8 protein-coding genes are annotated in these 23,111 nt (G+C 68.8%); 2 read left to right on the top strand and 6 right to left on the bottom strand.

Translation table 11 applies throughout. From position 1 onward, the window contains the following. The first annotated feature begins 32 nt into the window (after positions 1-32). Together H976_RS0101775 and H976_RS0101770 are read left to right on the top strand one after the other, a co-directional pair. Positions 33-2,030: a hypothetical protein gene (locus H976_RS0101775; protein ID WP_051275963.1), complete on the top strand. Its 1,998-nt coding sequence runs from the start codon at positions 33-35 to the stop codon at positions 2,028-2,030. 128 nt (positions 2,031-2,158) lie between these two features. Then, positions 2,159-3,787, top strand: a complete 1,629-nt coding sequence (locus H976_RS0101770; protein ID WP_027860125.1) for an Hsp70 family protein — start codon at positions 2,159-2,161, stop codon at positions 3,785-3,787. 9 nt (positions 3,788-3,796) lie between these two features. On the opposite strand, the gene H976_RS0101765 is transcribed toward H976_RS0101770, so the two are convergent. The 6 genes from H976_RS0101765 to H976_RS30530 are packed head-to-tail and all read right to left on the bottom strand — an operon-like array spanning position 3,797 to position 22,758. Then, positions 3,797-7,150 (bottom strand): helicase-related protein, encoded by a 3,354-nt coding sequence (locus H976_RS0101765; protein WP_081682587.1) that lies wholly within the window; start codon positions 7,148-7,150, stop codon positions 3,797-3,799. A 9-nt stretch (positions 7,151-7,159) separates the two neighbouring features. Further along, positions 7,160-7,999 (bottom strand): DUF3883 domain-containing protein, encoded by an 840-nt coding sequence (locus H976_RS24030; protein WP_036223926.1) that lies wholly within the window; start codon positions 7,997-7,999, stop codon positions 7,160-7,162. Continuing rightward, the gene (locus H976_RS0101755) at positions 7,999-10,209 is read right to left on the bottom strand and encodes a UvrD-helicase domain-containing protein (protein WP_027860123.1); all 2,211 of its coding nucleotides are present in this window, start codon (positions 10,207-10,209) and stop codon (positions 7,999-8,001) included. The genes H976_RS24030 and H976_RS0101755 overlap by 1 nt, the downstream gene beginning before the upstream one ends. After that, positions 10,209-16,553 (bottom strand): DEAD/DEAH box helicase, encoded by a 6,345-nt coding sequence (locus H976_RS0101750; protein ID WP_027860122.1) that lies wholly within the window; start codon positions 16,551-16,553, stop codon positions 10,209-10,211. The genes H976_RS0101755 and H976_RS0101750 overlap by 1 nt, the downstream gene beginning before the upstream one ends. Then, entirely contained in the window at positions 16,550-21,163 is a 4,614-nt protein-coding gene (locus H976_RS0101745) for a restriction endonuclease subunit M (protein ID WP_027860121.1), read from the bottom strand. Before H976_RS0101745 ends, H976_RS0101750 begins: the two co-directional genes overlap by 4 nt. Continuing rightward, positions 21,160-22,758, bottom strand: coding sequence for a C-terminal helicase domain-containing protein (locus H976_RS30530; protein ID WP_231388773.1), 1,599 nt, complete (start codon positions 22,756-22,758; stop codon positions 21,160-21,162). Before H976_RS30530 ends, H976_RS0101745 begins: the two co-directional genes overlap by 4 nt. Between the last annotated feature and the right edge of the window lie 353 nt (positions 22,759-23,111).

Raw genomic sequence — 23,111 nt, 5'->3', positions numbered from 1 at the left:
CGGCGGATAGGGAAGCGTGGCAGGCTTCCCGCATGGACCATCGTGGGCAGGTTCTGCTTCGCAGGACCGAGGACGGGGCGTTCGTCGAAATAGCGCCAGTCGTCAGTCGCGGCACAGGCAAAGAGCTCGTCATCAGGAATTCCGACGGCAGCGAGCAGGCGCACGTGCGCGCGACGAACGAGATCGTCGTCGAGCGGGGATCCGTGCTGCACAGCCTGCGGGTTGCACCGGGCGCAGTCCGCCAAGCGCTTCGAGACCGGCCGGCGGAGTTGTTCAAGCAGATGTTGGCGGAGGCCGGCAAGCCCACCAAGGCGAGCGCGCTGAAGTCGCGGTTGCACGGCATTGACTCCCGGCTTGTCGACAAGGCCTGGGACGCGGCCCGACGCACCCTCGACCAGGATGACGAGGTCCAGAAGTCGAACGAGAGGGTCCCCACCTACAAGCTGTCGGCAGGCGCCGCGGAGCGGAGCTTGCACGTTGCGGGCCTGGGACCACAACTGATCGATGGACCGGGTGCGCCAGCCGCTGATGCCGAGTCTGCGACGCGTTCCAAGGCGTCGGAGCTCGAGCAGGCTCCTGTCTCGCGCACCATCGAAGTGCAGACGTCGGACGTCCCGGCCGACCCGCAGCCGATCGGTGCTCCAGAGCCCGCTCAGCACCTCGAGTCGTTGGCGCAGCGGCTGCGTGAGCTGGAGATCCTCTCACCGGAGGATGATCTGAGCGCACTCGCTCGCACGCCACTCTCCCTGGGCATCGAGCTCGCGAAGATCAAGGCGCCCGAGCTGAGAACGCTCGTTGCCGAGGCGGAGCCTGGGCAACGTCTGGCGCTCTCACTCGTGCTAGGCCCAGGCAAGGAGCGCGTGCTCGAGCCGGATGCGAAGCGGCTCACGGCGGGGCAGCACGAGGCTGTCGTGCGCTCAGGCTTGTGGGAGATTGCCAACGCGAGTCAGAGCTCCAGGCGACTCGTTCCCACACTCGCCGACCTGACCAAGCGTGCTGTAGGCGTCGCGGGGCTGCCCGTCGACCTGCTTCTCGAGCTGTCCCGAGTCTTCACGGAGGCGCGGCAGGTGGGGCAGGAGGGCCTTGACGTGTGCCTGGTCGCACTCGCCCGGGCCGTCCCCGACACAACCGAGTCGAGCCTTGCAGCGTGGGACCTGGGCAAAGTCGCGCTCGCTGCGAGAGCGGCGGAGTTCTCACGACAGGGAGGCAGGTCCGCACTCGTCGTGGCTTTGCACCGGGTCGTGCCCAACGAGGTAGGGCGCCCGAGGTGGTGGGAGGGGATCACCTTCGACCAGCTCGTGGAGGCAGGCCGCGGGCCGCTTGCAGCAGTGCTGGAGGATCCGGCGATCGCGTCGCAGGTCGTCAGGCCGGTCGTCGAGGACGCCGTCCGGAGGACGACGACACGCTCGGGGCTGGCGCGATTGTGGCTGGCGCCCCCCGTGGTGGCGACGTGGGTCGTCGGTCACGACCTGAAGGAAGCCATGCTCCGGACGGGTACGAAGGACCCGATCGCTGGGCGTTGGGCGCAGGAACTGACTGACGTTGGGGAGATCGAGGCCGTGACGGGCCTCCTTGAGACTGCACAGGCTGAAGCCAAGGCAAGTCGTGACGCCGAGGAGACTCTTCGCGCGCAAGTGGCTGCACTGGAGTCGCAGCTGCGAGTCATTGGTGAACAGCTCGCGGGTGCCCGAGGGCAACAGTCGGACCTTCGCGGTGCACACGAGCGGCAGCTCAAGCTAGAGCTCGTCAGGACGGTCGCACGCTTGGCCGCTCAAGTCGGCCAGTCCCCCGCAGCCAGCACCGACCAGTCCTTGATGCGCAGCGTAGAGCACGCTGCTGCGCGCGAGGGGCTTGCTCCCATCGGGCGCGCCGGAGACATCGTCGGCTTCGACCCGGCCAGGCATGACCCGCTCGGCCAGGCCATCCCGGAGCATTCGGCTGTCGTTGTCCTACGTCACGGGTATACCTGGTCTGACGGGCCAGAGGCCATGACGATTCTCAAGGCACAGGTGGTGCCAGACGGGGGGTGATCGAGGTGGCCCTGTTCAGGCGCGCGCCCAGGAAACAGGCAAGCTTGAAAGAGCACTCGGCGGCGAAGGCCGGGACAACTTCGCAACCCCTCCCCGGTGCTTCGCCAGCAGCAGCCCCTACGACCCTGATGACCCACGCTGTCGGCGTCGACTTCGGTACGACGACGACGTTGCTCGCCGAGGGCAGGGCCGGGCGTCTGCCGACGGTGTTCCCCGCGGGTCTGCGTGGGACGTCATACGTCCCATCCCTCGTCGGCGTGGCTGCTGACGGTTCGATTCGAGTGGCCGAGGCAGCCTCGGACCTCCCCCCGGACCGCGTACGGCGGTCCATCAAGCGCGCCATCACCCACGGCGAGACGGAGCTGTCGCTCGCAGACTTCACGGTGTCCGTAGAGGAAGGAATCCGCGCCCTGCTGACGGAGCTAGCGGTCCGAGCACGTGGCGATGTGGAGCTGCAACCGGGCGCTGTACGTCTCGGCTGTCCCGCGATGTGGACCGGTCCACAGCGCAAGCGTCTGCTCGACATCGCCAGGACATCGGGACTCCCTGTGGACGACCACACCCTTGTTGACGAGCCTGTCGCCGCTGGCGTTGCCTGGGTCAACCACCGGATGACTGCCACCCGAAGCGCGGTCAAGGGGCAGCTCCTCGTCTTCGACATGGGGGGCGGCACGCTCGACGTCGCGGTGCTCGACGTTCACGCAGAGCTCGGACAGGTTCCTGAGATCACTGTGCTGTCCTCGTGGGGCGTCGACGAGGCGGGCGATGCGCTCGATGACGCGCTCGCGCGCGACCTTGAAGGCCAGCTTGAGGAACAAGGAGTCGTGCTGGGCTCGCTGCCGAATCCTGACGGGGTTCGGTCGGCGCTACGCCAGGCGGCGATTGAGGCCAAGGAGCGGCTGAGCACGGCCCTGGACACGACCGTTGCCGTTCGCTTCCCGGGTCTCGACCTACCCGTACTGACGCTGTCCCGCGAGCAGCTCGAGGTCGCCTTCGCACCTCAGCTCGAGCGGGCCCGTGCGCTCGTGCTGATCGTCATGAAGGGTGCGCAGGTCACGCACGAGATCGCGAAGTCCCCGGCCGAGATCCGGGCGATGCAGCAGTCAAGCCTGGCACAAGAGGTCGATTACGTCCTGCTCGCCGGCGGGATGGGTCGGGTTCCTGCGGTCGCGCAGCTGATGGGTGACATCTTTCCGGCGGCCGAGATCTCTGCAGACGCCGGGGTACCGAGCGACGAGGCGATCGTCGCAGGTCTCGCCGAGACCATGTCGTACGAGCGGATCAACCTGCACCGGCCTCCGTTCCACTTCGTCCTGGAGTACCAGGGTGAAGACGGGGCCGTCGCCCACCAGAGCGTGTACGAGGCGTATTCACCGTTCTACGCCCCTCATCTCGCGCTGCAGCGCAGCGTTCTCTACTTCGAGTGGCGGCCGGGGCGCAATGACCTGCCCAGGCGAGGCCTGGGATACCTTCGCGTCTTCACGGCCGGTGGGGAACCAGTCCGCATTGCGATCGAGGGCGAGGAGGACCACGGCCTCAAGGTCCGGTTCGGCAACAGTCCTCCCGCGGTCCTCATCTATCCCAACGGGCGGGTGCTGATCATCGACGGCAAAGGCGAACGCACCGCCTTCATGGTCCCTCGCTGGCCCGTGATTCGCGGCAAGGACCATGCGGTGCTGTACGTCAAGAAAGCTGCCGATACCAGAACCCCCGACCTGGGAAGCCCTTGGATGAAGGACCCGCTCTTCCTCCACTAACATCCCTGGTCAGGCGGGATGCACTTGTAGCACTGCCACGGTCGACGTCGTGACGTCGAGATGACGCCGACTCTCCAGTTCTTGCCGCACACGAGCCTTGTCAAGCTCGAGGTTCCTGATGCGCCCCTCATGAAGACGCACGACTCGATCGTCGCGCTGGCGCTCGCGGACCTCTGCCAAGGTCGCGCGCGCACGCTGCGTCTTGAGCTCGATGGACCGCTCCTGCGACGCCAGTCGAGCGTCGACCAGCGCCTCGTTGTCGGCTCGCCGTTCGCGCGTGGCGTCCCGACGCCGCGCAGCCGCCAGGTCGTCGAGCAGCCCGAGGCGACCCTCCAAGAGGTGGTGGGGCTGTCGCTCGACGTTGACGAGCCGGCCATGGGCGATGCTGTCCAGCAGTGCCGGGCCCACGTCTTCGAGCGGCTCGCCCGATTCGAGGTCAACGGCATGTGCCCAGAGCTCAGTCCGGGGACGCACACCCGTGGACCACACCAGGTCCAACCTCACCAGCGCTCGCTCAGTTCCCAGGTCCAGGTCGGGTATGCCCACGATCGCGAATCGCCGTAGGTTGAGCGAGTCCTCTTCCAGCGTCTTGAGCGCCAGGTCCACGAGCGGGTGCCGGCTTGAGATCAGCTCAACCTCGTGCTTGCTCGCGACATCGCTGTCAAAGGTGACCCGGATGTCTCGACGAGTGGCAAGCTCGGCCGCCAGCTGCCCGACGGGCCGCATGCTGCCACTTCGCCTTATGTCGAGCGTGCGAAGTCGCGTGGCCAGCTCCGCTGTGCCGGTCAGCCGGCAGATCCCAAGCTGGCTGGGAGACGTGAGCCTGCCTCCGTGCTGCGCCAGGACGCGCCCGACGAGCAGACGAACCTCCCCCGGCCCGACGAACCGCCCTTCGGTAGGACCATGTTCAGTCATCCCGTCCACCTGGAGCTGGTCCACGGTGGACAACGCACCGCGGGACTCCTCCAGCTGTCGGAGCTGCTCCGCGCGCTCGGCCAGAGCAATCGCGATCCGCTCCGACTCGCGATCACGCTCGGCCTTGGTCAGGTGCGGGTCAAGGAGCGATCGGGTGATGTCCTTGAGGTCATCCCGAAGGATGGGCTCGAGCTCGCCGATGGAGCGCTCGAAGACACCGATCCGGCTGTAGAGGCGTTCGAAGATGTCCGACTCGATCGTCCCAGGCACGTGCATGTTCAGGATGAATATCTTCTCGTGCTGCTGACCGAAGCGATCGAGCCGACCGATCCGCTGCTCAACCTGCATGGGGTTCCATGGCAGGTCGTAGTTCACCATGACGTTGCAGAATTCGAAGTCGAGGCCCTCTGCACCAACCTGGCTCAGCAGGAGGAGCTCGAATCTTCCAGCGCGGAAGTCCTCCATGATCGTCTGACGGTCGTTCATCGAATTCGCGCCCGTCATCGTTCTGACGGTGAAATGGGGAGCGAGGCGGTCCCCCAGGTACCTCAGGGTTCCCGTGAAGAACGAGAACACCATCGCCTGGTTCATGCCCCGGGCACGGACGTCGAGGAGCCGCTCGAGCATCGCCTCAAACTTGGAGTCGACCTCCAGGGGCGTCAACAGTCCTGGGAGGTCGAGGACTTTCGGATCGAGGGCCTCAGCATCGAACACCTCGGTCTCGCACTCGACAGTGTCCTCGTCCTCGTCACCTACGTCGGCGAACTTCTTGCGGATGCTCTCCTGCATCGCGGGAAGACAGGAGGCTGCCTGTCGAAGGGGCATCTGCAGCGCAAACCCGATAGGAGATCCACGGCGGACCGACTCTCGCGTGTAGAGAGCACGAACGCCCTCGTACATGGCTCGCTCACGGTCCGACCAGCTGACGGGAACCTGTTTCGCCTCCCTGACGGCCTTCTGGTCCGGCACGTCTGCCTTGCGCGTGCGCGTCAGGACGCTGCCCAGGGTGTTCAGTGAGCTGGCCGCCCGCCTGGCGACGGCGACCTCCTCAGACGTCAGCGGTCGATCGACGTCGAGGATCTTGCACAAGCGCTCGTAGTCCGGACGCGCTGTGACCGCAGCGCCGAGCTCCATGTCGACGACGCTCCTCGCAACTCTGAGCAGTGTGCGCGGCTCCCCCCTCTTGCGCTGCAGGTCGCGAGTGATGGAGTTCAGCGCCTGGTTGGGCTCCAGCTGTGCCTCAAAGACAGCGGGGTCGCTGAACTCGTCCTCGTGAAGCATGTTGACGAGGTTGAACAGGTCGCCCTGTCCTAGGTTCAGTGGCGTTGCCGAGAGGAAGACCAGCACGTCAGCCCAGTCGGACAGCAGCTGCCCCAGCTGATAGCTCTTGCCACCGCGGTTCCGCAGAGCATGGGCCTCGTCGACAATGATGAGGTCGAACCGTGCATGCACGTCGGTAAGAGCCTCGAGCGCCTCGTCATGGCGTCTCAACGCTTCGAGGCCGACCACACCGGCGAACCGGGCATCGCGTCCTTGGGACATCTTGAGCGCCTGGTCGCGCAGCTCCTGCGGCGTCATGAGGGTCAGGTCGCGGTCGAATCGCCGACCCATCTCGCTCTTCCACTTCAGACGCAGAGATGCTGGGCACACCACAAGCACGCGATCGAGAGGGGTCCTGCGCTCGAGCTCGCTCCAGATGAGACCGGCCTCGATCGTCTTGCCCAGCCCCACCTCGTCCGCGATGAGCAGCCTCCCAGTCCCGGAGGATAAGAGCTTGAGCACTGGCACGAACTGGTAGGGCCGAAAGATGGTCTTGCTTGAGGCGTACGAGTAAACCGTGTCCGTAAGAGCGTTTCGCAGCTTGGTCCACGTCACGGTGAGGGAGACATCGTCTGCCGATCCACCCGGCTGCTTGATCCAGAAGGACGGGTCCCTGGGATCTCCCTCGATCACCTCCACGGCATCGACGTCCATCACCTGGAGCCCGCGCGCCCCACGTACCTCGACCTCGTACTCGCCCGACCTGAGACGGACGCTCGTGATCGTGCCCAGATCACCCGAGCCTCGGACCCTGACCATGTCCCCTTCGCGCACACCTGCTGATGTGTCGACGGCCCGCGCTTGCTGCCACAGCGAGTCGAAGACCGGCTCCACAAGTCCCAGATGCCCGGTCACATGTCTCTGCTCGCCTCGAGACGGGCTAGCCGGTGAAAGGCCCAATCTCACCACCATGACGAGGCAACTGGATCCACGCCGGAGCGTGTAGGTCCCAGCATGTAGCGCCCTCGACCAGCTAGAACCATCTGTGAACCTGAGGGACCCACCAGCCAGCTCGGCGGCGCTGGCTAGCTCGGGCGTCGGGTCTCCAAGGACCAACCACTGCGCGGCACCTCCTCCGAGGTCCGTCCATCGGCCGTCTTGTGAAGGCAGGTATGCCACGTCGTCCATGGGAGTGTCCTAACCGATGTTCGGGAGGCCGCGGAAGATCGTGGGGTCGAGCTGCGCCTGCGACCGCAAGGAACCAGCCAGCTCGTAGTGGCCCCCGCCGCGCGGCGTACCGAACTTGAAGAGCCGGTAGAGCACGAATCTGTTCGGCTCTTCCTCGGAGAGGTCGACCTCGTTGCGTGAGACCAGGAAGGGCAAGTGGCGTGCATAGCGCGTCGTCTTCACCTCGATGTATCGCTCGTCACCATGGTGATCAAACGAGCGCACGTCGTATCCGAGACCGTCACCGTCGAGCACGGACACATGACGCACCTCCTCGGCCAGGTCTGGCATCCCGGCCTCCGCAAGGCGACGACGTTCGAGCGCTACGACGGCCTCCTCGCCCGCGACGCCGAGGGACCGGTTGCGCGACTCTCGCTCGTGAAAGTCCACCATCCGCGCCACCCTGGTCCGGCCCAGCTCCGGCGAGCTCAATGGCACGTGGGGCACGGCGACGGCGTCGCCGAGGCTGACCGCTGAGGAGGGGGCCGGTTGCTCGGCGGCCTCGACCATGTGCTGGCGCAGGTCCGTGGCCTCACCGAGCCGTTGGGTGACCCGCTCACGCAACAGCCCCTGCACGTTGCTGGCCGGCTTGTAACCGTCGATGAACACCCCGCCGAGCTCGTCGAGGACGGCAGAGATGTTCTGCAGCTTGTACTCGACCGACCCGCTCGAACGGTCGATGTTCTGCATCAGGTCGCGCCTGTACGCAGCCTTGCTGAAAGCTTGTCCGTCTAGCTCGAGCCGCAGCATCGAGAAGTAGGTGTCGATGGTCAGGTCGACCTCCCGGACGTTCCATGCCTCCCCAGCCATCAGGCTCCTTCCGGGATAATTGGCAGCAGCTCGCTGGGCTCCCCGCTCCAGACGACGACGAGCTCGTCCCGGGCACGCGTGGCGGCGACGTACAGGAGTGACCGCTCCTTGAGGAGGGCGTCCTCTCGCTCGGCCTCCGGCAGGTCCCGCAGCGCGTACGCCGCAGGCACAGAACCCGCGTCCGCACCCGTGATCAGGACCCGCGAGAACTCCATCCCCTTCGCGCGGTGCATCGTCATGACCACGGGCTTGCCCGCCGGCAGGCTCTTGTCCGAGACGAAGCGGGAGTCGATGCCACGTTCGTCGAGCGCCCGGACGAGCCGCTCTCCCGCGTTCTCCGAGCGCACGAGCAGGCCGATCGTCTCGGGTGTGACGCCCTCGTCGAGCCACGTGCGCACGACCGCGACCGCCGTGTCGAGCTCCGCGGTCGGCGACCCTGTCTGGAGCAGGCTTGGTGGAGGACCAGTGCGCGCAGAGCGGTACTGGCTCGGGTCCTCGGCCTGGTCCTCGAGGTCCACGAACTCGGTGCCGGTCAGCATGCTGACCGCGTAGCGGAGGTTCTGTGCCGTGGTGCGGTAGTTGAGCCTCAGCCGCTGCGAACGACCGACGATGCGCACGCCGTACCGACCGAGGACGACCTTGTGCCCGTAGATCCGCTGGTGCGAGTCCTCGGCGATGAAGAGGTCGTCCGGCTTCTCCTCCACCAGTGCGCGCAGCAGCTGCCAGCGAGCAGGTCCGAGGTCTTGTCCCTCGTCGACGAGGACGTGGTCGAAAGGGTGGTCTCCACTGGCGAGGACCGCCTCGGCGGAGACGGCCGCCGCCTCCGAGAAGTCGAGGCTGCCCCGGATGCCCGCCTCCAGGCGGTAGGCGGTGACCACCTTCCACACCTCGGAGCGTGCCTGTCGGTCGAGCGAGACGCCACGACCTTGCCGGCGCACCTTGGCGTACTCCTCGTACGTCGTGACCCGGTTCGGCAGCACCACGGTGACGTACTCCGCCTCGAAGAAGGCTGCGCTCCGCAACTCCGCGGCGAGGCCGGCGCCGGCGGTCGCGATCGCGTCCCGCCAGGCGTTGCGACCCGTGACCTGGCCGACCTCGCTGGTGCGGCTGCCCAGCACCGTCGTCACGGCAGCGGGCACGGTCCGGGAGCACGCCTGCCTCACCGCTCGCGCGACGGCGTCGACACCACGCACCAGCACACCCGGCTCGCCGAGGCGCTCGGCGATCGCCAGCGCGGGGTCGAGGACGCGCAGGTCCCGCTGCATGGCCTCTGCGAGCGTCTTGTTGAAGGTGGTGAGCAGGATCCGAGCCTCGGGGTGCTCCCGCGCCAGACGACGCGCACGGTGCAGCAGCACGACCGTCTTGCCGGTGCCCGCTCCGCCCGACAGGCGGAACGGGCCGTTCCAGCTCCGCTCCACGTACTTGCGCTGCTCCGGGTGCAGGAAGACCCGCCAGGCCTCGAAGTCGGCGTCCTCGATGGCACGACGCAGGGCAGCGTCGTCCTCGACGAAGGCGAACTCCATCCGGGACGCGGGGTGGGTCAGTGCCTTCGCCAGGGTGGCGTCGTCGTCCGACGTTGCCGGCTCGGCGTCGTCGATGCCGAGCGACTCCCGCACCTGCTCGATGCTCCGACCCGCGACGAGGTCGACGAGCGCCACGCCCTGCCATCCCGCAGCAGCCTCGGCCAGCACCGTGATCTCGTCCGGGTCGCGCACCTCCATGGCGAGCTCGACCAGCGCAGGATCGAGACCGAGGTCCTCGACCAGGGTGCTGGCCGTGTGGCCGAGCTGCACGAGCAACGGGTCGCTCGGCACGTCCGGCGCTGGGGCCGTGGCCGGCGCAGACGGGCTTCCCCCCCGGCCGATCGCCGGCCCGTCGGCGAGCAGCAGCTCGGCGATGCCGTTCACCGGGTTGACCTGGAGCCGTGCCTGCTGCGCGAACGCGATCGCGTCGTCGTGCGGCCACACCCCGAGGTAGACGTACATCGCCGCGTCGGCCTGGCCCTGCACCTTGAACAGGACGGCACGCCAGAACTGGTCGACCCGGCCGGTGCGGACACGGGAGTCGAGCGAGCCCCCGATCGGCTCCATGTGAAGGCCGGGCCTGGTGTCGTCCTGTGCGAGCTTCTCGAGGAACGCGTACGCCTTGCCGCGCACCGACCCGTCGATGTCCGGGGCGTGCTGCTGCGGTCCGAGGATGATCTGGGGCACTACGGGGCTCCTGCCGGCTCGAGGGCGTCCTGGATCGCGCCACTGTCGGGTGGGACGACCCGCCAGCCGAGGTCAGCCAGCTCGAGGCGGTCGTCGTCGCTGAGGTCGAGGTCGACCACCAGCCGGTGGTGCGGCCAGGCGATCTCCAGCACCAGCCCGTCCCCCGTCTCGCCGCCGACCTCCGGAGGCGTCACAGCGAGGCCGGCAAGCTGGCGCAGGAGCACCGAGGCCGTCTCACCCACTGCCTGGTCGAGCAGGCTCCTCCACGGCTCGGCGTACGTCGTCGTGGCGGGCCCGCCCTCGGTCGCGGTGGTGGCCGGGCCCACCGCTGCGGAGGGAGCATGCAGCTGGCTCCGGGCAAGCACACTGGCCTCCTGCAGCCGCAGGTTGAGCAGGTTCGAGAGGCGCAGCCACTCGTTCCACGCCTCCTTGTGCGGGGGACCGAGCAGGTCCTTACGGTCGTCGAGCAGCACCGCCACCTCGCTGGCGTTCCCGGTCGTCCGGCGGGCGACGACCGTCAGCGTGTCGTGCCGCCACGACCACGTCGCCGCGTCTCCTGTGCTCGGCACGGGACCGCCGTCGTGGAGGTCTCCCGACAGTGTCAGCAACGACTCGGCCGCGTCCGACCTCCCGGCGGCCCCGCTGCCGATGAGCAGCAGGGGGAGGTGCTCCGCAAGCTCCCGAAGGCCGACGGGGTCGGGTGCGGCGATCCAACCCATCAGCAGGTCGAGGGGCCCACCCGTCACGAGCCCGCGATGCACCGGGCGGAGCGTCCCGTTGCTCGCCGCCAGCACCTTGCTCCACCGGGCGTCGTCGAACCACGGGGCGGGATCGCTCGTCCGCTGCTCGGCGACGTCGAGGTCGTGCCAGGTGAGGGAGACCACGACGTACCCCTGCGCCCGCAGCGCGGCGCGCTTGCCCGCGTCTTCGGCCAGCCTGTTCACCGCGGGACTGGCGTGGAACTGCCACCCGTCGCAGAAGACTGCGACCCTGGGGACGCCGGGGTCGTTGCACACGAGCACGAAGTCGGGCTTGACGTTGCCGAGCGGCAGCTGCGGCTCCAGGGTCCAGGTGCGTCCTCCGAGGACGACAGTCCACCGGTTGCCGTGCGGTCCGGGGTGCTCGCCGACCGAGGCGCCCAGCCCGTCGACGAGGCGCTCGCGGAGCACGCTCCGGAACCGTTGCTCGATGTGGGTCTCGGGGTCCGCCGCCGCTGTTGGCTCCGCCACGACCGTCCATCCGAGCGCCTCCTCGGGCTCGTCGAGCGCCCCCGCGGCGGTGAGCATGTCGTGCAGGTGGCGCTCCGCGGCCAGCCGGGAGACGTAGCGACCCGACGGCCCGTTGATCCACGGGGAGAGACAGCGGTGGCAGGCGGCCCGGTCCTCGTCCTGGCACGGGCAGTCGCGCACGACGAGCCAGGCCAGGCGCAGCACCGACCACAGCTTCTGCGGCTCGGAGAGCTCGGCCAGGTAGCCAGTTCCTCCCGGCACCACGTCGTGCACGAGCAGGCCGTCGCGGTTGTCCGACCCGTTGCTCAGGAACGGGTCGACGACCTGCTCCACGGCGAGGTGGTCCGGGTTCCCCCCAAGGTGCTCGCGCAGCCCCAGCTGGACTGCGGCGGCGAGGCTGGGGAGGGCGAACCGGTCGCCGAGGGTGACGGTCGCGGGCAGCCGGACGACGACCCCCTCGGTCACCAGGGTGCGCGACAGGGCCACCGCCTGCACGTCCTCGTCGGTGGCGTGCCGCTGGGGGCACCAGGGTCGGTGCTCGGTGGCCGCGTTGCGCCGGGTGCCGGTGTCGACCTTGCCGCACCGGGCGCACACGCGGAACAGCGGCGCGGCGTGCTCCTGGCCGGCCACGTGGAGGGTGCCAGAGGAAGGTTCACCGGTCCGGCCGAGGTTGAGCCAGCGGATGGTCATTCCGTGCAGGTGCTTCACGCCGAGGGGGTAGCCCTCGACGTGCCACTCGGTGCGGGGCGTGCCGACGTCGGCGGCGGTGACAACCTGGAAGCCCGCGCGCACGCGGTCGTCCCTGCCGTCGTCGATGGTGGCCTCCTCACGACGTACGGCGGAGGACACGCTGGTCAACTCCACCACGTCGATGCTCTGGCGCACGTCGGCGATGGTCGGGTCGCCACACCGCGGGCACGTCGTCGGCGGCTGGCCGCCCTCGTCGCGGGGCTGGCCGTGGCCGCAGGCCGCGCACAGCGCCCAGGTGCGGACGGCCTCGCCCTGGTGCCCCAGGTCGACCGCGTCCACCAGGAGCTGGTGCCGGTTGGCGTAGAAGGTGGCGCCGGGAGCGAGGTCACGCAGCGCCAGGGCCGACGCCCGGTGAAAGGACTGCTCGTCCGAGTGGTAGGTGTGGCCATCGGGGTCCAGCCAACTGATTGTGACGTCGAGGCTCACCGTGTCGTCAACCAGCGTGTAGCTGGGCAGGATCCCGTGCTCCTCCAGCACCTGGATCCAATTCCTCTTGGAGTCGCGCAGGTCGGCGAGCTGCTTGCGCACCAGCCCGAGACCAGCCTCGGCGGTACGCAGGGCGAGCTTGTCGTCCTCGGTGGCCGCTGGCAGCCCCGCCCGCTGCTGGAGGTCGGGCAGCTCGGCCTGGATCTCGGTGATCCGGTGCTGGAACGTCTCGATCCGGGAAGCCCACCGGTGCCGCTGCTCGTGCAGGAACACCGCCATCGGGCTGGTGAGCGTCGACGGCCCTGGTGTCGTCCACTGCTTGAGCCCCTCTCGCGCCGTGGCCGAGAGGTCCTCGAACCCGGCGAGGAAGGCGTCGCGGGCGCCAGCTTCCTCGGCCGCGGTCGCGAGGGCGTGGAGGAAGCTGCCTGGCTCGATGCTGCCGAGGGCGTGGGTCGGGGTGGTCGGGTGAGGTGCGTCCGCCTTCCTGGCGAGGGCGTCCGCGACCGATGCGAGGTACTGGCGTCGAAGGATCTCCTCCGCGTCGAGGTACGTCGCGGGCGGTCGCACAGCGCCGTTGACGACCGAGAGCGGGTCACCCAGCCGGGGCAGCTGCTCGCCCCGACCCGAGACGAACGCCAGGTTGAGGGCGCTGCCGGTCAGGCGGCCCGCGCGCCCGACCCGTTGCAGGTACGACGCGACGCTGCGCGGCAGCCCGGCCAGCATGACGGTGGAGAGGTCGCCGATGTCGATGCCCATCTCCAGCGTCGGCGTGGCGACCAGGACGTTGGGGGCCGCCGGGTTGCTGGCGCCGGCCTTGAACTGGGCCTCGTAGGCGAGCCTGGTCTCGTCGGGCAGCAGGCTGGTGTGCTCGCGGGCGATGACGCGGGTGGTGTCGGCGGCGGCGTAGAGCCGGCGGTAGAAGTTGTCCGGGTCGCCCGAGGCACGGACGAGGGCGCCGCGGCAGCGCAGCACCTGGCACGGCGCACCCTCGAGCTCGTCGACCACCTGGGGGGTGCCGGGGTGCAGTGCGCCGCACGTGTCGCAGGCCAGGAGCGCCGCACCGTCCGCCAGGTCGACGTCGTCCACGGGCTGCACGAGCACCCGGCTGGGGAGGACCTCGTAGACCTGGGCGCCCGACTGGGTGTTGACCACCTGCACGACGTCGAGTGCCGCGAGCTGCTTGAGCAGCTGCACGACCAGTGAGGCACCCTCGACCGGCGCGCAGCCGAGCGCCCGGGCCGTCCACACGGCGTACCAGCTCCTCGCGGAGGCGGCGGGCACCAGGTCGGTGTCCCGGGAACTGCCTCCTCCGCCGACGCGTGGGTAGGCCGGGGCGGGGCGGCCGCGCGGGAAGGCGGGCATCCCGTCGGTCGCGGGTCGACCGCCCCAGATGGAGTAGCGGCGGCCGTCCTCGGCCTGGAACCGGCGGAACCACTCGTGCTGCACGGCGCCGTCGGTGCGCATGCGCTCGAGGACGCCACGAACCCACCGGACGCGGTCCTCGTCGGTGACGCCCAGCCCCTGCACATGCTCCTCCCCGAGCACCTTCTCGACCTCCGAGACGGCGCGGAGCAGGGTGGCGCGCGACGCCTCGACCTGTGCCGCGAGGCTGCCAGTCAGCTCGAGGGTCCGACCCAGCCGCGACTGGAGGCCGACCTCCAGGACGAGGTCGAGGAGCAGGCGCTTGCGCACGCGACGCATGACCGCGGGCGGCACCCGGCGCTGACGCTCCTGCTTCCAGAAGGGCGCGAACTCGTCGCGGTCGGCGTGCTCGGGCGGGAGGATTCGGTACCGCCGGTGCTTGTCGTCACCCGCCTGCGTCAGCACTCGCTCGACGGCCTGGTCGAGCGACACCGGGTCGTCACCCACCGCCGCCCGCACCACGGCGCGCAGGGTGAGCCTGTGGGACCGGCTCTGCACGAAACCCGCTCGGTGGGCGGCATCCTGCACCGAGTCGGTGAACACCAGGGACTTCTTCTCCGCCTGGTCGAGGTCATCGCCGCCGAAGATCGTCGACAGGGAGACCGAGAGCAGGGTGGCCACGGCCGAGCCGAGGAACCGGATGCCGTCCTTCTGCAGGCAAGAGGGGCAGGTGTCGTCACGGGACAGGTCACCTGCCCTCGGACCGGCGTGCGCAAGAACCGGGAGCGCGCGTCCCTCGGCGAGCTCGGCGTCGTCCGCGGGGAGGGTCGGGAGCACCTGCCGCTGCTCGGCGTGCAGCCACATCAGCCGCGGCTCGTCGGGATCGTGAGCCGGATCGGCGTTGCCCTGCTCGGCCTCGACCGGGGCGTGGATCAGCGCCCGGAACTCACGGTCGTCGAGGATGCGGGCACGGCGCACGTCGTCGGGGTCTGCCCCCGTGAGGTCGAACCCACCGATGGGAGCACGGAGCACCGCCCAGCCGGAGCGACCGCAGTGGCGGCAGTAGACCGCCGGGAAGGCCTGCACCCCGCCCGCGCCCTCCTCGCCGTGAGTGAGGTGCCGATCGTCGGACCACAGGTAGTCGGGCGTGCCGCTCGCCCGTCGGTCGATCCGGCTGAGCTCGCGCACCCACAGGTGCAGGTCGACCGACAGCGCGTCGAGGCCGACCTCCTTGCGGACGTGGCTCAGCACCGCGCTCCACAGCAGCAGGACCTGCTCGGCCGTGGCGCGCGAGGCCTCGTCGGCGGCGTACGAAAGCAGCACCCGGTCAACCAGCTCGGCGAGGGAAACAGCCTGCTCGGCGGCCTCGACCAGCGACCTCGTCAAGGGGTGCGCCTTGACCAGGTCCAGCATCTCGATCGCGCTGGCCCCAGCGAGCATCGGCGCCGCGCCGTCCGCGTCGGCGAAGAGTGAGGACAGCACGCGCTCGGCGATCAGCCGGCCCGTGACCTGCTGGCTCCCCGTCTCCACGGCCAGCTCGAGCGCCGACCGGTCTGTGCGCGGCACCAGCGAGGTGGCGGGCTCGCCGAGCCACTCGTCGAGCCCCAGGCGCGTCTCGGTGACGACGGAGTCGGGTTCGAAGTCCTCACCGAAGACGGTGCGCGCGAAGTCCAGCATGGCGGCCGGGTCGCCCTTGTCGCCCAGGGTCGCCGACGTGGCGACCGGCGTCACGATCCCGAGCGGACGAGCCCGGTCGGCGGCGGTGAAGGCGTCCTCAGGCCAGTGGCTCTTCAGGGCCATCCCGAGTCGACGCAACAGCATGGCGACGTCGGTGCCCTGTGCGCCGTCGTAGGTGTGGAACTCGTCGAGCACGAGGTACTGCAGGCTGGTGGCGCTCTGCGTCCAGATCTGCTGGTCGGCCTCGCGCAGCAGCAGCTGGTCGAGCATCTTGTAGTTGGTGAGCAGGATGTCGGGTGCCTGCCGCCGGATGACGTAGCGGTCGGTGATCAGTCCGTCCCTGCTGACTCGGGACCGGGTAGCTCCCTGTTGGCCGGTGTACAGCGCCGCGGTGATCCCCGAGAGCTGCTGGTGCTGGGTGATCATCCCGGCCAGTCGGCCAGCCTGGTCGTTGGCCAAGGCGTTCATCGGGTAGACCACGACGGCCTTCGTGCCTGTGACGCCCCGCTGCTTCGCCCGCACGACGTGGTCGAGGATCGGGTGCAGGAACGCCTCGGTCTTCCCGGACCCGGTGCCGGTCGTGACCAGGGTGGGCAGCGGCCGCGTCTTGTCCGGGCCGAGGTCGAGGCTGCTCAGGCGCTGGAAGGCGGCGGCCTGGTGACCGTACGGCGGGTAGCCCTCGTGCCACCCCAGCGATTCGCGCCACCCCTCCTCGGCCGGCCGGAACGGGAGGCGCACCCGGAGGTACGGCCCCTTGAAGATCCCGTTCTCCCGGTCCTGCAGCAGGTCCACGAGCGCTGCCCTCGCCTCCTCGTCGGCCAGGGAGAACGTGGTGGCCAGGTAGTCGAGGATGCTCTGCTGGACCCGCGGCGCCTGGGTCGTGGGCAGCAGCTCGCTCACGCGCCGCCCCGCTCCGCGAGCACCTTCTCGAAGTGGGCGTACGCCTGCCGCATGTCGGCCTCGCGGTCCAGCGTCACGAACGGCAGCTCGTAGGTGTAGGTGTTGCCCGAGGCATTGGTCGCGGTGCGCTCCTCCGGGCCAATGTCGCCGCCCTTCTTGCGCCAGACGTTCAGCACTGAGTTCGGCACGCGGCGGCCGTTCGCGTCGTAGAAGTAGGTGTTGCGGTCGTAGCCGGCGAGAACCGCGAACTGGGTGCGGTAGATCGTACACAGCTCGTCGGCTGTCAGGCCGAGACACAGAGCCACGATGGCATCGATCTCGACCAACGCCTGACGGCGGTCAGACGCCCGGCGGAGCGGCGCGTCGCTGTTCCAACTTCCAACAACCGCGGCCATTGCGGGGCGGCCCTGATACTCAATCCCTCCGGCCCACTCATCCGACTTCGTCACCGCGGAGACAGCCTTCTCCCAAAGTCCCGCGTATGCGCTCGTGATGCAATTCAGTCGCAGTGTGCGAGCCAGGAGATTGTCTGCCAACGGATGCTCCGGGATCCAGGCAAGGCGTTGCACGGTCGCAGCACGGATGTGGCCCTTCGGGACGCACCGAACGCTGAAGTCACTAGTGAGTGCACTAAGAACTGCCAAGGTCAGCACGAGTGAGCGTGGCTCGTCAGGAATCGCAAGCGATTGCACTGCGTCTACGTGAGCGGATCCTGGGGGGATGAGCGCGGGAATCAACGTGCGCTCACCCGTCGTTGCGGCCATTACTCGCCAAGCAACCCGGTAGTAGTCGCGGGCCGCAAGTTCTTTGTCCTCGCCCCAATGTGTGTAGTCCCGGTCATACTTCGCGCGGTCATCGCCGGGCTTGTAATACGTCACCGGAACCGCGTCGCATGCAAGCGTTTCCAGGTCGACCGTGGACCAGTCTTTGTTGCTCTTCATCGTTGGGTTCGGGACTTTGTAGAACGGCACGCTCACATGGAAGTTCGGCCCCTGAAGGATGACGTCGCTCCAAGAATTCGCAGGGCCCCACTGGCTCTCGAAGTACCCCCGGGTCCGATCGTTCTTCTCGTGCCAGCCGGCCGAGAACTCCAGGGGCAACGAGCCCAGTCGCTCCTGGCTAGATAGCTTCTCCAAGACGGCCGCACTAGCCATGTTCACCGTGTACACCATGCGGGTCTGCGACACCGGGACGGCCGAGCTCTCCAGCAGGGCGTGCCAAGTCGTGAGCGTCGCCTCCGACACCTTAAGAATCCGGTCCCGATGAGGACGCAGGTCCCACCTGCCCTCTGCGTCTTTCAGACCCGGCTCTGCCCCACCCCCCCGATGGTCGAACGACCGGACGATGGTGTCCGGGTGGTAAAGGGAACTGGCCGTGAGGAAACCGGTTTCCTCCCTCGTCGCTGCGTACACATGCACGCCAAAAGTGACGTGGTTATCAATCTCGAACAGAGCCAACTCGTTGTGGAACTGCCAGTGCCGCCGAAGGCGGCGATAGGTTGCCGCTCTCAAAGCTCCCGCCCTTTCGTCCGTGAAGTGCGACTCCGGGTGGATCAGCGCGACGCTGCCGCTCTGAGACTGGTGGCTCCAGGTCTGCTCCATGAAGCAGCGGTAGAGGTCTGGCTGGAGCCCCTTGAGATGGGGGTAGAGCTGCGGCGCACCCACGAACGCCGAGGTGACGTTCACGTCCACGGTTCCGTCGATCACCAAGCTCCGGATCCCCGGGAGCTTCAAGGTTTGTGCCTGACGCCGGATGATCTCAGCTTGTAAAGGTCGAAGGGCGAGCTGCCACCAGGGATCCCCCTCGGCCAGCAGGGCTGGGACGTCAGCGGTGGGACGCACCCACGGTGGGTTCCCCACCTGCAGGTCGAAGCCGCCGCGCTCGAACACCACTGCGAAGTCCAACTCCCAGTGGAAGAACCCCTGCTGAGCCGCGACCCGACGGCAAACGTCGAGCCATGGGTGATCCACGATGACCCGCTCGACACGCATCGCACCTGCAAAATCGCGGTCGAGCGCTTCCGCGACGGCGAGGTCGTCCCAGGTGACCACGTCGGCCAGCGTTGCATCGCCATGTTGGTTGGCCCTGGCGGAACCCGTCCCCCCGAGAATCTTGGCAAGTGCGTCGTACCACTGTTCGAGGGTGGGAGGGGTGGTGCCGTCGCTCTTAAGGTCCTCAGTCAGCGGCCAGAACCAGAGCCCACACCAAGCGTCCAGGACGAGCTTGAGTCGCTGGTAGGCGCCGTCTGGGTCGGCGAGCGACTCCTCGATCTGCTCGCGAGTAACGTAAGCCGCTGCCGTTGTCTTTTGCTCACGACCCCAGAGCGGGATCTCGCGGCGAGCCTGCTGATCAGCGATCTCGAGGCGACGAGAGGCGATCACCCACAGGGTCTCGACGCGCTGAGCGAGCTCAGTCAGGAGGTCGAGGTGCTTCTTGCTCGGCTTGGACCTGGTCGAGCGGCGCCAGGTCTTGAGGTCGGCAACTGCCTCGGAGACGAGCTCCTTGACCTCCTTGCCGACATCCGCCGCGGCACCCCAGCCCTCGGCCGGGACGAGGAAGTGGTGGACAAGATCTGATCGATCGCCAATGTCCGTCGGGACCGTCGTGAGCCACGACTTGGACTGCAGGTCCCACCGTGTGAAGCCGGCGCGCCGGGCTCCGATGAGGGAGTTGCCCCTCTTGAGGTGGAGGCCGAACCACGGGGCCTGCAGCCCCTCCACCATGGTGTCGAGCCACAGCGAGACCTCGGCGAGCTCGACGGCGGTCGCGTTGAGGTCGACGCCGTGGACATTGTGGAGCGCCAGATAGGCCTTCACCTTCTGCAGCTCGCGCGGGTACGCCTCGGGGTCGATCCGCTCCCCGAGCTCCTCCTGCCGACGGGTGAGGTACTCCGCCGCCAACTGCCGCACGGCCTCGATCGCGAACGCCCCCGAGCCCAGGGCCGGCTCGCAGACCGTGAGCGCCAGGATTTCCTCGGCGGTGGTGCGCTCGCCGTCCTGATCGAGCAGCTCCTCGAGCGCTTGGCCGACGGTGAACCTTGTCAGCACCTCGGGGGTGTAGTAGGACGCCGACTGCTGGCGCTCGCGGCCCGCCAGCCGGAAGACGAACGCGCCGCGCTGGTGGAGCACCGGCTTCAGCTCGCCGGTGACCTTGTCCTCGGCGCGAACGAAGTCCTCCTCGTCGATGCCGCCCGACCGTTCAACGGGCACGAGCCACGACCCCTTGGACGAGTCGCCGCCCTTGGCCACCTCATAGAGGTCGGTCTCGGCGAAACGTCCGGTGTAGGACATCAGGCCCTCGTACACGGCTCCGAGCTGGTTGATGCCGAGCTCGGCGTAGGAGATGAAGCCGCGGTCGCGACCACGCGTCTCCTTCGACAGCAGCAGGTGCTGCAGCACTTCCTGCAGCCGGGCGTTGCCAAGACCGACTTCAGCGACGTGCGCAACCGCGTCGGGGTGGAAGAGGTCTGCTCGCAGGGACCGGAACTGCAGGGGCTCGAGCAGCCCCTCCTCGTCCTTGCTCACCTCGGGCTGGTAGCCCTGGTCGACGAGCCGGAAGAGCACCCCGAGCGAGTCGTAGAGGTGGGTTCCGCGCTCGGCCCGTGGGTCGGTCAGAGGCACCTGCACGAGCTCGCGGAGCCGGTCGAGGCTGTAGCCGGCGTCGTACTCGGGCGCGCCGACCGGCAGCACGCCGAGCTCCGGAGACGCCTCGGCGTACAGCAGGAACAGGATGCGGTAGAGGTAGCGCAGCGCCTGCTTCGCCAGGGGCTGTGCCTCTGCCGGGGGCAGCGCTTCCAGGCCCTGCTCGCGACGACGGGTGACCACCTCGTTGGCGATCAGCTCGATAGAGAGCCGCACGCCCTCACGCAGGTCTTGCGAGACACCGACAGTGTGCTTGACGGACTCCTCCAGCACGTCGTGCCACCAGACTGTCCCCTCCGCGTCCGGCGCGAGGGACTCCGCGGACAGGCACGACAGTGCCTGGTCGACCTCGCCGCCCTTCGTCAGGTCGTTGCGTTCGCAGAGCAACTGGACGTCGAGCGACAGGTAGCGGCCCTCCGCCCACCGCTCCTTCTCGGCCACCAGCAGCACCCGTCCGGCGAGGACGAGGGCGAACGCCGGGCCGTGCTCCTGCACGAACAGGCTGGACAACATCCGGGAGGCGGAGATGACGACGTCGCCGGTCTCGTCGTCCCTGAAGGGCTCGGCGAGGGTGGGCGCGTCCTTGGCCAGCAGGTCCTCGACCGACTCGACCGGCACGCCGGCGACCAGCGCCACGCCGGACACGTCGGGCAGGCTGGCCTGGATCACCAGGGTGAGCGGGCCGGAGGTCTCGTGCCGCAGCCCGATGGCATCGAAGCCGAGGACGGAGACGAGGTCGGTCCGCAACTCCGTGTTGAGGCCGGGGTCCTCCGCCAGGCGAGCCAGCCGGGCCAGCAGGTCGGCTCGGCCGGCGGTGAACCTGCTGCGCGCGGTCTCTGTCTCGGCGTCGTCCCAAGCCTTGCGCCGAGCGAGCGCCCGGGCCTTGAAGGACTCCTTGGTGGCGTCGGTGGTCAGGTAGTGCTCGCTGATCCAGTCGCCTCCGACCACGATCGCGTCGCTGGCGCTCACGGCTGACCTCCACGGGAGGACGGGACTACGACGAGGAGCGGACGGACGAGGCGCTGGTCGGGCAGCAGCGACTCCGCCACCTCACGCTCACGGGACACCAGCGCGGCCCGGTCGCGCAGCTCGAGGCGCTGGGCCTCGCGGGCGGCGTCCACCTCCCACTGGCTGACGCGCTCGAACCAGGCGTCGACGCGCGAGCGAACATCCGCGGCGGACGTCTCGACCAGCGACGAGAGGAAGGCGTGTCCCTGATCGACCCCTGGTGCGACGTACGCCTGCAGGTCCTCCAGGTCGACCAGTGCACCCATGTTGACCGGCGCCCCGTCGAGGCCGACCGACGCCAGCGCACGCCTGAGCGAGGGGTGCGGCTCGGGCAGCACGAGGCCTGTCGCTCCGCCGCCGACGAACCGCAGCGACAGGAACGACGAGGCCACGGCCTGGCCTCGCCGATTGGTGAGCATGCCGTGCATGAGCACGGCCACCTCGTCGACCGGGCCTCGGACCGCGAAGACCTGGTTGCGACCCAGCTGGGCGAGCGCCCGGTCCGCCGCCCAGTCCAGCACGGGGTGCAGGGGGGCCAGGAAGTGCGCCTCGGGCCAGGTGATCCCGTCCTCGGCTCGTGCCGCCTCCATCGCCTCCTCGCCACGCCGCGTAGTCGTGGCGAGACGGAGCCGCTCGGTGACGCGGCGTTCCCGCAGGTAGGTCTGCGGCAGCACCTCGAGCCGGCGCCGCAGGTCTGGTGAGGGCTCCAGGTCGGCGACCTGGTAGGCCCGGTCCTCCTGCCACGAGACGCCGTCCGGCCACGGCCGACCCGGGGTCAACAAGACCTCGTCCAGGGTGTCGCGCAGGAAGTCAAGGTCACTCGGGTAGACGCCCGACGGCTCGTGGTCGACGGAAACGGCGGGCTCGTCGTCGGGCGCGGCCACGATCGCGGCGAACAAGTCGTCGAAATCGTCGCCCGTCCCGACGTCCTCCACCGCGCGGACGACCTCGTCGAACGACTGCTGCTCGGCGAGGACGCGACGGATCTTGTCCTCCTCGCGGGCGACGTCGTGCTGACCCATCAACGAGGCGGAGTCGCCGAGCGCCAAGTGGGCCTCGTGCTCGCGCTCCATCAGGCGGGTCAGCACGCGCAGGTCGCCGAGCGACCCCTCCGCCTGCGGGTCGAGCAGCAGGGTCGTGATGCGGGGACGGTGCCGCTGGCCGTAGCGGTCGATGCGGCCGTTGCGCTGCTGGATCCGGATCAGGCTCCACGGGATGTCGTAGTGGACGAGGTGGTGGCACTGGAGGTGCAGGTTCACCCCTTCGGAGGCAACGTCGCCGGTCACGAGCACCCGGGTCGGCGACGACTCCAGCTTGAACGACTCGACCACGTCCTGCTGGTCGACGTCGGTGAGGCCGCCGTGCAGCACCACGACCTGGTCCGTCGTCATCCTGAGGTCGTGGCAGAGCCTGGCCTGGAGCCACTCCAGCGTGGCGACCCGTTCGGCGAAGACCACGACGCGGGTCGGGCTCTGCTTGGCGACCCCGATGTCGTCGAGGTGGGCGCGCAGGGCGTCGTACTTGCCGCTCGGCTCGATGTGGGCACGCTCGGCCATCGAGAGCAGCCGCGCGAGGGCGTCGTCCTCCGCGCGCTCGTCGGCACCAAGGTCGGGGTCGACCTTGCGACGTCGCTCGCGGACGCTCGTGATCAGCGCAGCAGGCGAGGACAGGAACGCCTTCATCAACGTCCACGGGAAGAGCGACGCGTTCGGGCCGGAGTACGGGCTGCGGCCGGACCGGGGGTGCAGCCAGACCTCGTCGAGCTCGCGCGCGATCTCGTCCTCGACCGGTGAGGCTTTCACCACTTGGTTGTCCGGAGGAAGACGCTCGGCCCAGTCACCGCCGACGTGGCTGGCCACCTCGGGGCTGTGCCGGTGTCGTCGGATGACGAGTCGCTTGACCTCCTCCG

The sequence above is a fragment of the Marmoricola sp. URHB0036 genome (genome assembly GCF_000426045.1).
Taxonomy (GTDB): domain Bacteria; phylum Actinomycetota; class Actinomycetes; order Propionibacteriales; family Nocardioidaceae; genus Marmoricola.
The sequence above is the reverse complement of the archived record's forward strand: the minus strand, read 5'-3'. Positions and strand labels throughout refer to the sequence as shown.

What these genes read in the sequence shown, in the direction of transcription:
- H976_RS0101770 (WP_027860125.1), top strand. Translation starts at nt 2,159, where the DNA reads ATGACCCACGCTGTCGGCGTCGACTTCGGTACGACGACGACGTTGCTC.
- H976_RS30530 (WP_231388773.1), bottom strand. Translation starts at nt 22,758, where the DNA reads ATGGCCGAGCGTGCCCACATCGAGCCGAGCGGCAAGTACGACGCCCTG.
- H976_RS24030 (WP_036223926.1), bottom strand. Translation starts at nt 7,999, where the DNA reads ATGGCTGGGGAGGCATGGAACGTCCGGGAGGTCGACCTGACCATCGAC.
- H976_RS0101775 (WP_051275963.1), top strand. Translation starts at nt 33, where the DNA reads ATGGACCATCGTGGGCAGGTTCTGCTTCGCAGGACCGAGGACGGGGCG.
- H976_RS0101765 (WP_081682587.1), bottom strand. Translation starts at nt 7,150, where the DNA reads ATGGACGACGTGGCATACCTGCCTTCACAAGACGGCCGATGGACGGAC.